This is a genomic window from Streptomyces sp. NPDC046925, assembly GCF_040644915.1.
Classification (GTDB): domain Bacteria; phylum Actinomycetota; class Actinomycetes; order Streptomycetales; family Streptomycetaceae; genus Streptomyces.
Genome location: NZ_JBEYWZ010000011.1, coordinates 240,888 through 253,281 on the forward strand (window position 1 = coordinate 240,888; position 12,394 = coordinate 253,281).

At 67.8% G+C, this 12,394-nt stretch carries 14 protein-coding genes; 4 read left to right on the top strand and 10 right to left on the bottom strand.

Annotated elements, in window-relative coordinates; translation table 11 throughout:
• Positions 1-37 precede the first annotated feature (37 nt).
• The 5 genes from ABZ906_RS34810 to ABZ906_RS34830 form a co-directional block, all read right to left on the bottom strand.
• Entirely contained in the window at positions 38-673 is a 636-nt protein-coding gene (locus ABZ906_RS34810) for a hypothetical protein (protein ID WP_361389743.1), read from the bottom strand.
• Between the two features lie 77 nt (positions 674-750).
• Positions 751-1,023 carry a CPCC family cysteine-rich protein gene (locus ABZ906_RS34815; protein WP_361389745.1) on the bottom strand — a complete coding sequence of 91 codons (273 nt, stop codon included), beginning with the start codon at positions 1,021-1,023 and terminating at the stop codon, positions 751-753.
• A 30-nt stretch (positions 1,024-1,053) separates the two neighbouring features.
• A complete protein-coding gene (locus tag ABZ906_RS34820) occupies positions 1,054-2,142 on the bottom strand; it encodes a hypothetical protein (RefSeq protein WP_361389747.1) in 1,089 nt (362 codons plus the stop codon).
• A 5-nt stretch (positions 2,143-2,147) separates the two neighbouring features.
• On the bottom strand, positions 2,148-2,798 hold the full coding sequence (locus ABZ906_RS34825) for a hypothetical protein (RefSeq protein WP_361389749.1): 651 nt from the start codon (positions 2,796-2,798) through the stop codon (positions 2,148-2,150).
• Positions 2,799-2,982: 184 nt separating this feature from the next.
• Positions 2,983-3,630, bottom strand: coding sequence for a hypothetical protein (locus ABZ906_RS34830; RefSeq protein WP_361389751.1), 648 nt, complete (start codon positions 3,628-3,630; stop codon positions 2,983-2,985).
• A gap of 314 nt (positions 3,631-3,944) precedes the next feature.
• Between ABZ906_RS34830 and ABZ906_RS34835 the strand changes: the two genes are divergently transcribed.
• A complete protein-coding gene (locus tag ABZ906_RS34835) occupies positions 3,945-4,571 on the top strand; it encodes a Uma2 family endonuclease (protein WP_361389753.1) in 627 nt (208 codons plus the stop codon).
• A 90-nt stretch (positions 4,572-4,661) separates the two neighbouring features.
• On the opposite strand, the gene ABZ906_RS34840 is transcribed toward ABZ906_RS34835, so the two are convergent.
• From ABZ906_RS34840 to ABZ906_RS34860, 5 genes are all read right to left on the bottom strand, one after another.
• On the bottom strand, positions 4,662-5,432 hold the full coding sequence (locus ABZ906_RS34840) for a succinate dehydrogenase iron-sulfur subunit (RefSeq protein ID WP_361182134.1): 771 nt from the start codon (positions 5,430-5,432) through the stop codon (positions 4,662-4,664).
• A complete protein-coding gene (gene sdhA, locus ABZ906_RS34845; protein ID WP_361182132.1) occupies positions 5,432-7,186 on the bottom strand; it encodes a succinate dehydrogenase flavoprotein subunit in 1,755 nt (584 codons plus the stop codon). Before sdhA ends, ABZ906_RS34840 begins: the two co-directional genes overlap by 1 nt.
• Positions 7,187-7,202: 16 nt before the next feature.
• A complete protein-coding gene (locus ABZ906_RS34850) occupies positions 7,203-7,685 on the bottom strand; it encodes a succinate dehydrogenase hydrophobic membrane anchor subunit (protein WP_361182130.1) in 483 nt (160 codons plus the stop codon).
• An 8-nt stretch (positions 7,686-7,693) separates the two neighbouring features.
• Positions 7,694-8,074 (bottom strand): succinate dehydrogenase, cytochrome b556 subunit, encoded by a 381-nt coding sequence (gene sdhC, locus ABZ906_RS34855; RefSeq protein ID WP_076684883.1) that lies wholly within the window; start codon positions 8,072-8,074, stop codon positions 7,694-7,696.
• A 149-nt stretch (positions 8,075-8,223) separates the two neighbouring features.
• Positions 8,224-8,754 (bottom strand): 2-oxo-4-hydroxy-4-carboxy-5-ureidoimidazoline decarboxylase, encoded by a 531-nt coding sequence (locus ABZ906_RS34860; RefSeq protein ID WP_361182128.1) that lies wholly within the window; start codon positions 8,752-8,754, stop codon positions 8,224-8,226.
• A gap of 291 nt (positions 8,755-9,045) precedes the next feature.
• Here ABZ906_RS34860 and ABZ906_RS34865 point away from each other — a divergent pair, with 291 nt between their 5' ends.
• The 3 genes from ABZ906_RS34865 to ABZ906_RS34875 all read left to right on the top strand — a co-directional run bounded on the left by ABZ906_RS34865 (position 9,046) and on the right by ABZ906_RS34875 (position 12,320).
• Positions 9,046-10,650: a glycoside hydrolase family 20 protein gene (locus ABZ906_RS34865; protein WP_361389755.1), complete on the top strand. Its 1,605-nt coding sequence runs from the start codon at positions 9,046-9,048 to the stop codon at positions 10,648-10,650.
• A 129-nt stretch (positions 10,651-10,779) separates the two neighbouring features.
• Positions 10,780-11,634: a DUF4328 domain-containing protein gene (locus ABZ906_RS34870; RefSeq protein ID WP_361389757.1), complete on the top strand. Its 855-nt coding sequence runs from the start codon at positions 10,780-10,782 to the stop codon at positions 11,632-11,634.
• A 179-nt stretch (positions 11,635-11,813) separates the two neighbouring features.
• On the top strand, positions 11,814-12,320 hold the full coding sequence (locus ABZ906_RS34875; RefSeq protein ID WP_361182124.1) for a hypothetical protein: 507 nt from the start codon (positions 11,814-11,816) through the stop codon (positions 12,318-12,320).
• Positions 12,321-12,394 lie beyond the last annotated feature (74 nt).

A 12,394-nucleotide genomic window follows, 5' to 3' on the forward strand; every position in this document is an offset into this window, starting at 1 on the left:
GTCGTGAGTACGGGAAGAGACCTCTTCAGCGACAAGATCACTTGTCGCAACCCCCGCGCACCGTCTCGAGCGAAACGGTGCTCCAGACGCCGTCGGACGTCTTCTTCAGGGTGGTGCGGTACTGGAGAACGGGGTTCACGTCGTCGGGTGTGCCCGTCTTCTCCTTGGTCTTGCGGTCGAGGGTGTAGCCCTTGCTCTCGTCCACGCAGTAGAAGAGCACCCCGCCGCCGGTGTCCGAGATGCTCACCTGCGGGTTGAAGACCCTGGCCTTGCCGATCAGGTTGTGATCGTTGTCCACGTACCCCTTGATGTACGTCCTGGACGATGTCAGCGCCTGCTGCGAGTTGTAGAAGCTCACCGCCTTGGACTGCGGGGCCGAGTCGATGATGGCCAGATACTCCGCCTTCAGGCGCTCCCTGCCGTCGTCCAGAATCGCCTGCTTCTTCGGATCGCTGTTCTGCCACCCGGCGAAATCGGCCTTGAAAGAGCCAGGCAGTTCCACCTCCGGTCGCTTCGCCGACGGGCTCGCGGAGGCCTTCGAGCCACCGCCCCCCGCCCCCTCGATCTTGTCCGAGGAGTCCCTACTGCCGCCCCCCGATCCGCACGCGGTCAACAGCAGGGCCGCGGACGCGGTGAGCGTGGCCGTCAGGAGCCGGATGGGGCGGCGGTTCACTCGCGACTCTCCCGTGGGGGTGGGGGAACGAAAAGCAGGGATGGTTGCACGCCGCGCAACACGCGCGGCCGTAGTCGTCAGGGACTGCGGAATTCGCCGGGGAGGGGTTCCCGCACGCGTTGCCTCCGGCGCTCTTCCGATGCGCCGAAAGCAGCGAAGTTCTCGCGGGCTTCGCTCAGGGTCACGTGATTTGGCCCTCCGACGTATGCGTCGGCGTTGTGATCGTCCTGCCCGGAATCCTCCCACCCGCAGGTCGGGCAGATTTCGAACCATCCTCGGGCTTCGAGGGTGCGGAACATGCAGCATGGGCACGCGAGCTTGCCTCTTGCGCCGCCTGATCGGCTCCCCATGCCTCCCTCTCGTCCTTGCTGTGACTTCGTCTATCGGTTGACCGACTGGACTTCCTCGACGTCAATTGCCTGCGTCCCGTCGAACGTTCCGTTCGGGAGGTCCCCGCCGGTTCCGCCGCTGCCTTCCCAGGAGATTTCCCAGGTCAGGGATGCCTTCATCTGGAACGGGGTGCCGTCGGTGGCGCGCAGGTAGGCGATGCCGCATGGCGGGTCCTGCTTCGAGGAGCCCTTTGTGTACGGGGTGCCGATGCTGCCGTCGTCGTTGATCTTGCAGTCGCCCGAGGCCGGGAAGGTCGTCGCGTCTCCCGTGCCGGGTTCCAGGTGGAGGGCGACGGGCTTGGCGGTGGTCTCCGCCCACAATCCCGTACCGGGCAGCTCGGCACGGACCTTGACGTCCTCGAACGTGCCCTTGTCCAGCCAGACCCAGGTCGGCATGTTCACCTTCGACGTGGCTTCCGGCTTCAGCTCGACCTTGGTGTCGGGGACCTTGATCTTGTTGTAGGCGTAGCTGGCCAGGACCTTGGGCGTGGGGGAGTTCGGAATGTCGGGAACCGTGTCGGCGTTCTGCCAGAAGAGGTTCTGTTCGCAGTCACGTGCCTCGAAGGTGTCCTCGACATCGGGGTTCATCACCCCTCGCCAGAACATGCCCTTCTTGCCGATGTTGTAGTTCTTGTACCCCTCGGCGCCGTCCGACTGGGTCTTCCCCTTCTCATAGTGGTCCACCATGAGTTCCTCGCCCCAGCCGAGGGACGGCGTCACAGGGACGGTCCCGGCATCGCGGCCTTCACCGTTCTTGACCTTCTCGACACCGGCCTTCAGCTCCTCGGGCGTCGCCACCGGCTCGTACCAGCAGGACGGAGGCTTCCAGTTCGGGTCGACCGGGGTGACGGGCTTGGCGGCAGAGCCGCCCCCCTTGCCGCCGCTGACCTGCTCGACGGTGACGCTCGTTCCTCCGGCCATGAGCGTATTGCCCGAGGCCCCGCCGGCGGGCTTGTTGGCCGGCGGCGCCGGCTGCTTGCCGGGATCGTCCTCGCCCCACGCGTATGCGTTGGGGGAGAGCGCGACGAGCACTGCGGCGGAGGAGGCCAGCAGTGCGCCGAGCCGTGCGGTCTTGCGCATGGGCATCAGCAGCCCCCGCGCTTCGTCGTGGACGAACTCGTCTTCCAGACACCGTCCTTGGTGCGGTCGAGCCGGGTCTGGTACTGCACGCGCGGGCTCTGGTCCTTGGGCGTACCCACGACTTCCTTCGTCTTGAGGTTCTTCGTGAACCCCTTGCTCTCGTCCATGCAGTAGAACAAGATCCCCGAGCCCGTGCTGTTGATCCGTACCTGGGGCTTGGAGATCCGTGCTTCGCCGGTCAGGGTCAGGTCCTTGTCGACGAACCCCTTGATCCACTTCTTGGACGACGCCTCCGAGGTGGGGTTGTTGTAGAACTTCACGTACGACGCGTCAGGGTCGCCCTCGATGATCGCGGCGTGATCGGCGCGCAGCGCCTCCTTGCCGTCGTCCAGGATCGCCTGCAGCTTCGGGTCGCTGTTGGTCCAGCCCGCGAACTCCATCTTGAACGAGCTCGGCAACGTGATGGTCGGACGTCCGGCCTTGCCGGACCCGTCCGAAGGGTCGGCCGAAGCGGAAGCCTTCGAGCCCCCGCCCCCCGCCCCCTCGATCTTGTCCGAGGAGTCCTTGTCGTCGCCCCCCGATCCGCACGCGGTCAACAGCAGGGCCGCGGATGCGGTGATCGCGGCCGTCAGGAGCCGGATGGGGCGGCGGTTCACTCTGGACTCTCCCGTGGGGTGGTGGTGCGTGTGAGTGTGAGGGGGGAAGTTGCAATTGAACACACGTTATCCGCGCGGCCCTTGAGGACACCAACCGGATACCGAGGACCTTTGCCCTTGGCGGCACAGAAAGGTGCGGGGCCTGCTCCCAAAAGGGAACGGGCCCCGCACCAGGCCGCCTCACTCACTTGCAGGCGCCCGGCTCCGTCTGGACCGTCGTGGTCTTCCAGACGCCGTCGTCGGACTTGCTCAGCTTTGTCCGGTACAGCACCAAGGCCGTCTTGGCGGGAGTGTGGGTGACTTCTCCGGTCTTGCGGTCCTTGGTCGAACCCTTGCTTTCGTCGACGCAGTAGAAGAGCGTTCCGGAACCGTCGGGGCTGATGCGCGGCTGCGGCCGGTAGACGCGCCCCTTGCCGATAAGGGTCAGATCGTCGTCCGTGAACTGCTTGATCCACGTAGTTCCGGTACGCAGTGCGTCACTGGTGTTGTAGAAGGTGAAGCCGTCGTACTGCGGGTCCCGCTTGATGATCGCGGAGTACGAGGAGAGGAGGCGTTCCTTGCCGTCATCCAGGATGGCCTGCAGCTGCGGGTCGCTGTTCTTCCAGCCCGTGAAGTCGACCTGGAAAGACTTGGGCAGCTTGATCTCCGGCCGCTTGGTTCCGTCCGGCTGCGACGTTGCGTCGGCGGAGGCCGACGCCTTCTCGTCCCCGTCACTTGCCCCTCTGGCCGTGTCGGCAGTGCCGTTGTCGCTGCCGCCCGAACCGCACGCGGTCAGTAGCAGGGCAGCGGACGCGACAATCGCGGACGCCATGAGACGGGTGGGGCGGTTCACTCTGGGCTCCCGTTCGGGGTGGGGGGGAATGCGAGTGAACCCACGCTATCCCTGAGTCTGGGACAGCAGCCCGCAGCTGCCGCCGTCACCCCTCGGCAGCAGTGACGTCGACTCCGAACGCAGGCGCGGCCTCTGGCTTCTCCGCGGCTGCGCCGACGACTGGGGGCATTACCTACTGGTCAACGGGCTCCGCGTCACCGGCGGAAAGGGGGTCTGGGCGGAGTGGCGCGCGCCGTACTCGAATGAGTGAGGCGCCGGGATTTCCGCTCGGTACTCTGAGGCGCAACGCGAGACTCCGTCGCATGGGAGCAATCATGAGCGCCGCATCCGAGAACGGGCTCGAGGAAGAGTCGGCGTACCGCTGGCCGATCCCGCCCGCCGAGGGCTGGACCGCCGACGACCTCGACCGGATTCCGGGCCTCCCGCCGCACACGGAGTTGATCGACGGGAGTCTCGTCTTCATGAGTCCGCAGACCCGGTTCCACATGCGTTGCATGCGCCTGTTGGAACACAGCCTCCTCCAGCAGGCGCCGGAGCATCTGGATGTCGACCGGGAGTTCACGATCAAGCTGGATGCCAGGAACCGTCCGGAGCCCGACATCCTGGTGGTTCCTGTCGAGGCTGCCACCGGTTCGAATCAGACCTGGCACAAGCCGGAAGACGTCCTCCTCGCCATCGAAGTCGTCTCCCCCGACTCCCGCGAGCGCGACCGTGAAGTCAAGCCCCGCAAGTACGCGCAGGCAGGCGTCCCGCACTTCTGGCGTGTCGAGCAGGACGAGGAGAAGGGGCTCCCGGTCGTCTACGTATTCGAACTCGACCCGGCCACGAAGGCCTACGGACTGATCGGCATCTTCCACGACTGGCTCAAGGTCTCCGCGCCCTTCGCCGTCGAGATCGACCTGACCGCCGTCGACCGCCGCCCCGGGCAGCCGCGGCCCTGACCGCGAAAGCCCTGACGGCGAAGGCCCCGTCCCCGGTGCGAAACCAGGAGCGGGGCCCACGTCAACGTACAGGCGAGAAGAGAAAGAAGATCAGAAGCGGCGCGTGATCAGCGCGCGCTTGACCTCCTGGATCGCCTTCGTGACCTCGATGCCACGCGGGCACGCGTCCGTGCAGTTGAACGTCGTGCGGCAGCGCCACACGCCGTCCTTGTCGTTCAGGATCTCCAGGCGCTGCTCGCCCGCCTCGTCACGCGAGTCGAAGATGAAGCGGTGGGCGTTCACGATCGCCGCCGGGCCGAAGTACTGGCCGTCGTTCCAGAAGACCGGGCACGAGGACGTGCACGCCGCGCACAGGATGCACTTCGTCGTGTCGTCGAACCGCTCGCGGTCCTCCGGCGACTGCAGGCGCTCGCGCGTCGGCTCGTTGCCGGACGTCACCAGGAACGGCATGACGTCGCGGTACGCCTGGAAGAACGGGTCCATGTCGACGACCAGGTCCTTCAGGACCGTCAGACCCTTGATCGGCTCGACCGAGATCGGCTTGGACGGGTTGATGTCCTTGATCAGGGTCTTGCAGGCCAGGCGGTTGCGGCCGTTGATGCGCATGGCGTCCGAACCGCAGATGCCGTGCGCGCAGGAGCGACGGAAGGTCAGCGACCCGTCCATGTCCCACTTGATCTTGTGAAGGGCGTCGAGGACACGCTCCTTCGGGTCGATCTCGATCTCGAAGTCTTCCCACGTCGCGTCCGCCGAGACCTCGGGGTTGAAGCGGCGGATGCGGAAGGTGACCGTGATGTACGGGGAGTCGGCGAAGCCGGCCTCGGGCTTGGCGTCTTCCTTGTCGAGGGTCGGGGTTGCCATCAGTACTTACGCTCCATCGGCTGGTAGCGGGTCTGCACGACCGGCTTGTAGTCGAGTCGGATGGACTCGGCGCCGTCGTCGCCTACCTCGCGGTACGCCATGGTGTGGCGCATGAAGTTGACGTCGTCGCGGTTGGGGAAGTCCTCACGGTAGTGACCGCCGCGGGACTCCTTGCGGGCCAGGGCCGACTGCGCCATGACCTCGGCCAGGTCGAGCAGGTTGCCCAGCTCGATGGCCTCCAGGAGGTCGGTGTTGAAGCGCCGGCCCTTGTCCTGGATCGAGACGTTGAGGTAGCGCTCGCGGAGCTCCGCGATCTTCTCCACCGCCGTCTTGATCGTCTGCTCCGTACGGAACACCATGACGTTGGCGTCCATGGTCTCCTGCAGCTCCTTGCGGAGCTCGGCGACCCGCTCGTTGCCCGTGGCGTCGCGCAGGCGCTCGACCTGGGCCACGACGAGCTCTTCCGCGTTCTCGGGGAGCTCTACGAAGTCGTTCTTCGCCGAGTACTCCGCCGCCGCGATGCCCGCACGACGTCCGAAGACGTTGATGTCCAGGAGTGAGTTGGTGCCCAGGCGGTTGGCGCCGTGGACCGACACGCAGGCCACCTCGCCCGCCGCGTAGAGACCGGGGACGACCGTCGTGTTGTCGGCCAGGACCTCGCCCTCGACGTTCGTCGGGATGCCGCCCATGGCGTAGTGCGCGGTCGGCTGGATCGGGATCGGGTCCGTGTAGGGCTCGATGCCGAGGTACGTGCGCGCGAACTCCGTGATGTCCGGAAGCTTGGCGTCCAGCTGCTCCGGCGGGAGGTGCGTCAGGTCCAGGTACACGTGGTCGCCCTCGGGGCCGCAGCCGCGGCCCTCTCGGATCTCCGTGTAGATGGAGCGGGACACCACGTCTCGCGACGCGAGGTCCTTCATGACCGGCGCGTACTTCTCCATGAAGCGCTCGCCGTCCTTGTTGCGGAGGATGCCGCCCTCACCACGGGCGCCCTCCGTGAGAAGGATGCCCATGCGCCAGATGCCGGTCGGGTGGAACTGGAAGAACTCCATGTCCTCCAGCGGCAGACCGCGGCGGTAGCAGGCCGCCTGGCCGTCACCCGTGAGCGTGTGCGCGTTCGACGTCACCTTGAAGAACTTGCCGGTGCCGCCCGAGGCGTAGACCACGGCCTTCGCCTGGAAGAGGTGGATCTCGCCGGTCGCCAGTTCGTAGGCGACGACGCCCGCGCTCTTCTTGACGCCGTCGACCTCCACCAGGAGCTGGTCCAGGACGTAGAACTCGTTGAAGAACTCCACGCCCTCCTTGATGCAGTTCTGGTAGAGCGTCTGGAGGATCATGTGGCCGGTGCGGTCGCCCGAGTAGCAGGCACGGCGGACCGGGGCCTCGCCGTGGTTGCGGGAGTGACCGCCGAAACGGCGCTGGTCGATCTCACCCTTGGGCGTACGGCCGAAGGGCAGGCCCATCTTCTCCAGGTCGAGGACCGCGTCGATGGCCTCCTTCGCCAGGATCTCGGCGGCGTCCTGGTCGACCAGGTAGTCGCCGCCCTTGATCGTGTCGAAGGTGTGCCACTCCCAGTTGTCCTCCTCCACGTTGGCGAGCGCGGCGGCCATGCCGCCCTGCGCCGCGCCCGTGTGGGAGCGGGTCGGGTAGAGCTTCGTCAGGACCGCGGTGCGGCTGCGCTTCGTCGCCTCGATGGCCGCGCGCATGCCCGCGCCGCCGGCGCCGACGATGACAGTGTCGTACTTGTGAATCTTCACTGGGTTCGCCTCGGCTTTAGCGGATGTTCGGGTCGAAGGTGAAGATCACCAGCGTGCCCAGAAGGATGGTGAACACCGTGGCGGTGTACAGCAGGCCCTTGAGCCACAGGCGCGTGTTGGCGCGCTCCGCGTAGTCGTTGATGACCGTGCGCAGGCCGTTGGCTCCGTGCAGCATCGCGAGCCACAGCATCAGCAGATCCCAGACCTGCCAGAACGGCGAGGCCCAGCGACCCGCGACGAACGCGAAGCCGATCTTGCTCACGCCGCCGTCGAGCACCAGCTGGATCAGCAGGTGGCCCAGGACCAGGACGACGAGGACGACGCCGGACAGGCGCATGAAGAGCCATGCGGCCATCTCGAAGTTGCCGCGGGTCGAGCGCGGGGTCTTGGAGGTGCGCTTGCGCGGGGCCTCGATGAGGGGGGCCGGGTTGTCGGCGTCGTAGAGCGAGGCGCCTTCGACGGGACCCACTCCGGACTTCTCGAGCGTGGTGTCGGACATGTCTGGCGTCAGCTCCCGAAGACTTCGCGGACGGCGTGGCCGAGGACCGGGTAGAGCGCCCCCACCATCAGGACGACCCAGATGCCCACGACGGTCCAGAGCATCTGCTTCTGGTAGCGCGGGCCCTTCGACCAGAAGTCGACGGCGATGACACGCAGGCCGTTCAGGGCGTGGAAGAGGATGGCGGCGACCAGGCCGTACTCAAGGAGTGCGACGAGGGGCGTCTTGTAGGTGCTGACGACATCGTCGTACGCCTCCGGGGAGACGCGGACGAGAGCGGTGTCCAGCACATGCACGAACAGGAAGAAGAAGATGAGGACGCCGGTGACTCGGTGAGCCACCCAGGACCACATTCCTTCCCGGCCGCGGTACAGCGTTCCAGCCGGCACGGCAGAACCCTCCGGGAGCGGGGATTGGGGCCGGCCGGCTTGGGTGGTCGGACTGGCCCGGCCGGGTACGGTCCACCGGCCGCTCGTCATCGTATCGACGAGTTGTCGGTTCGCTCGCGCGGGGTAGCCAGGTGTGATCAAACAGGCAATCAAACAGGCACGTACGGGCTATTCAGGTCGTGCACCAGTCGGGTGAGTCGGCCGCGGGCCAGTTTCCTCAGTTCTTCGGTCGCCAGGACCCGCTCTTCCTCCGGGTCGTTGGTGAGCCGCGCCCGGATTCCGGCGAGGAGATGGTCCAGGGCCTGGCTCGGCGGGACGTCGTCCAGACAGATCACGAAGACGTGGCCGAAGCGGCTCTCGTACGCGGCGTGCGCGGCGCGCAGGGCGGTGTGGGCCGCGCTGTAGGTGCCCTGCCTGGGGAGCACGGGACGCAGAGGTTCGCAGGCCAGGGCCTCGGCGAGGTCCGCGAGCGGGAGGTCGTACGCGGCTTCGTCACCGGCGGCGAGCAGCGACTCCAGATCGGGGTACGGCCGGTGGGCGACCAGGCGGCGGGCCCAGAGGTGGCTGCCGCAACAGGTGAGCAGCGCGGCTTCGGCGGCGCCGGGTTCTGCGGCGTTCAGTTGCTCCGGGACGGGTGGCGAACTGTGCGGTGGCAGCGGAGGCTCCAGGGCAGGGGGCATCGATGAGGGGCTGTGGGGGTTTTGTCGTAACGCTAGCGAGGTGTGGTGACCAGTGGTGGACGGATGCGTTAAATATCACCCGGATGGGAGAGTTTCGGTCCGCGTGGTGGACGGGTCGGCGCGGGCCCCGCTTTACCGTGGGCGGATGCTGGCTCTGACTGCTGATGTCCGTAGCGCCCATCTGCCTGATGCCCGTAGCGTCCACCTGCCTGATGCCCGTGGCGTCCACCTGCCTGATGTCCCTGGCGTCCACCTGCCTGATGGGCCCCACCGGCCCCGGGGCGGCGACCAGTGATCCCCCGCCGTCTCGCCCTCGCCGCAGCGGCGGTCGCCGCCGGGGCCGCTGCCCTGACCGTGGCCGTCTGGCCGGACGGCGGGGACGGCGGGGACGGGACCCCGTCCGCCGGTACGTCCGCGCCGGCCGAGAGCAGGTCCGCGTCCCCGACCCCCTCGAAGTCGTACGCCCTGTCCGAGACCCCCGCCACCATCCCCGCCGTACGCGAGCACGAGGCGGCGCGCGGGCCGGGGTGGAAGCCCGGGGACGGCGGGCGCGTGGTCGTCGGTGACGACGAGCTCGCGGACGAGGGCAAGCTGCTCGCCGGTGAGCTGAAGCTGGAGTACGCCGGGGACGCCGAACCCCGCAAGGGAGACGTGGAACTCGCGCTCACCCCCTCGGACGCGGACGCCTCCGAGGGCAGGGACGAGTCGTACACCCTCTCCGTGAAGGCGCGGCGGGTGAAGATCAGCGCCCCGGAGGAGGCGGGCGTCTTCTACGGGACCCGCACCCTCAAGCAGGAGGTGCACGGCGAGAGGACCGCGCCCGAAGGCGTCGTACGCGACCGGCCCGCCAAGCCGCAGCGCGGTTTCATGATGGACATCGCGCGCAAGCACTTCGACGCGAAGTGGATCGAGGACCGCATCCGGGAGATCGGCGACCTCAAGTACAACCAGCTCGGCCTGCACTTCTCCGACGACCAGTCCTTCCGCATCGAGTCGGACTCGCACCCCGAGATCGTCTCCCGCGACCACCTCAGCAAGGCCCAGGTCCGCCGCATCCTCAAGCTCGCCGCGAGCCGTCACATCACCGTCGTGCCCGAGATCGACTCGCCCGGCCACCTCGGAGCGGTCATCGCCGCGCACCCCGACCTCCAGCTCCGTGACACCCGCGGCGTCGCGTCGCGCGGCGCGGTCGACATCTCCAAGCCCAAGGCGGCGGAGATCGTCGACGACCTCCTGGAGGAGTACGCGGACCTCTTCCCCGGCCGCTACTGGCACCTCGGCGCCGACGAGTACCAGGCCCTCACGGTCAGCAACCCGGAGGCCAGCTATCCGCAGCTGGCCGCCGCGGCCCGCGAGAAGTACGGCTCCGGCGCCCGTATCCAGGACCTGGCGACCGGCTGGCTCAACGACCGCGCCGAGACCATGCGCCCCTACGAGCGCGGGCTCAGGGCATGGAACGACGGGTTCTTCCGCGGCGGCACCGAGAAGGCCGACGACGACATCGACGTCGCGTACTGGACCGGCAAGGAGATCGGGGCGAGGGAGCCGACGGAGTATCTGAAGGAGGGCCGCGACGTCCTCAACTACAACGACGAATACCTCTACTACGTCCTCGGCGAGCCCAACACCTTCCGCTATCCCACCGGGCAGCGGATCTACGAGCAGTGGACCCCGCGCGTGATCCGCGGGACGAAGCCGGTGAGCGCGCAGTACGACGACCAGATCCTCGGCGGCTCCTTCGCGGTCTGGTGCGACCTGGCGAACGCGCAGACGCAGGAGCAGGTGGCGCGGGGGATCCGGATGCCGCTGCGGGCGACGATCCAGAGGCTGTGGGACTCCCGTACGCCGAGCCCGTCCTGGGGAAATTTCGTGAAGCTGGCAGACCAGGTGGGATAGGTTCCGTTGGCCGCCGGCGCCCTGGGGAGGGACGCGGGCGGCCTCTGCTGTCCCGCCTTGCCGCGGCATGCCCTTCTTGTCGCGTCACGGCTGGGTTGTCCTGATGAACCTGTGGGGGGTTGCTCAGTCATGCTGTGCACGGAATGTCAGTTCAATACGGCGACCACGTCGGAGGGCCTCTGCGACGTCTGCGTCGTGGCGGCCGCTCACTCGAAGCCGGCGCCACGCTCCGGATACAAGTCCGACGGGCGCCCCGCGTACCTCCGCTCGCCGGTCGCGCTCGGCCGGGCGACCGCCGCGCTGCTCGGGGTCGTCATCGCCGCCGACCTGTACTCGCTGTGGGCGGGCACAGTCGTCCAGGGCGTGACGGAGGATCTGCTCGGCGCGGACTACGGGGTGGGCTACGAGGCGGGCTACGCGGCGGCGGACCTGGTCAGGGACGCCGAGCGGGCCGACACGCTGTACGCCGCGTCCGGCTGGTTGCAGACCGCCGCGCTCGTGGCCACCTGCGTGGTCTTCCTCTGCTGGTTCTACCGCGTCCGCGTGAACGCCGAGGTGTTCGAGCCGCACATCCACGGCAAGACGCGCGGCTGGACGGTGGGCAGTTGGTTCGTGCCGATCCTGAACCTGTGGATCCCGCGCCGGATCGCCCTGGACATCTGGGACGCGAGCGGCGACCGATCGGTGGCCCTCGACCGGACGCTGATCCTCGGCGACACCTCGGCGCGCGCCACGCACCCGCTGATAAACGGCTGGTGGACGCTGTGGGTGGCGAGCATCCTCGTGGGGCGGTGGGCGTCGACGAACTACTGGGGCGCGGAGGAGGCCGAGGAGATCGACGCGGCGGTGTCCCGGCTGATGTTCGCGGACGTCATCAACATCGCCGCCGCGGTCATGGCGATCCTCGTCGTTCTGCGCCTGACGCGGATGCAGGACACGAAGGCCAGATCGGGTCCGCCGACGGGCGGGCACGTCCCGGCCTGAGCGGCTTAAGCGGCCTAAGCAGCCTGAGGGGTCCACCAGTTCCGTTTTCGGCTCTTTGGCGGCGAACTGGTGGCGAACTTGCTTACATCTGTGGTGTATTCGGCCAAAGCCGACCACGGCCGTTTTGTGCGGCCGTCGAGCGCAGTTGAGCAGAGTCGAGCACACGGGGAGACGCGAGCATGGGCTACTGGGGCTATTACGTCGTGGGCAGGAGCGAGCGTCCGCTCGTCGAGCTCGCGGCCGTTGCGGGCGTGCGGGACGAGCTCAGCCTCCTCGTGCAGCGCGACGACGGCTGGCAGGTGTGGGAGGTGCCGGGCGGCGACGGCACGCGCGATGTCGGCAACATGAACACCCTTGCCCTGGAGACAGGTTCGCCCGCCCTCTTCGGGTACGTCATGGACAGCGACTGCGTGGTCGTGGAGGCGGCGGCCCCGGAGAGCGGCGCGTGGACGACGTGCCTGGCCCGCGAGGCGATGAACGGCTACCTCGGCGACGACGGCCTGAGCATCGACGACTACTTCCTGGAGCCCCGCGACGCGGCGGACCGCGCGGTGTCGTGGGCGGCGGAGGCGGGCAGCACGGTGACGGCGGGGCCGCTCCTCGACGTACTGAACGCCGCGGCCGAACCGTCGGCCGAAGAGCTCTTCTTCCGCTTCCTGGGGCGGCTCGGCGTGGTGCCGCAGTGACGTTCCGGGCGGTCCGGGCGCAGTAGGGGACGTGCAACGTCACCTGCACTGTCGCACTGTCCGCAACGGAAGGC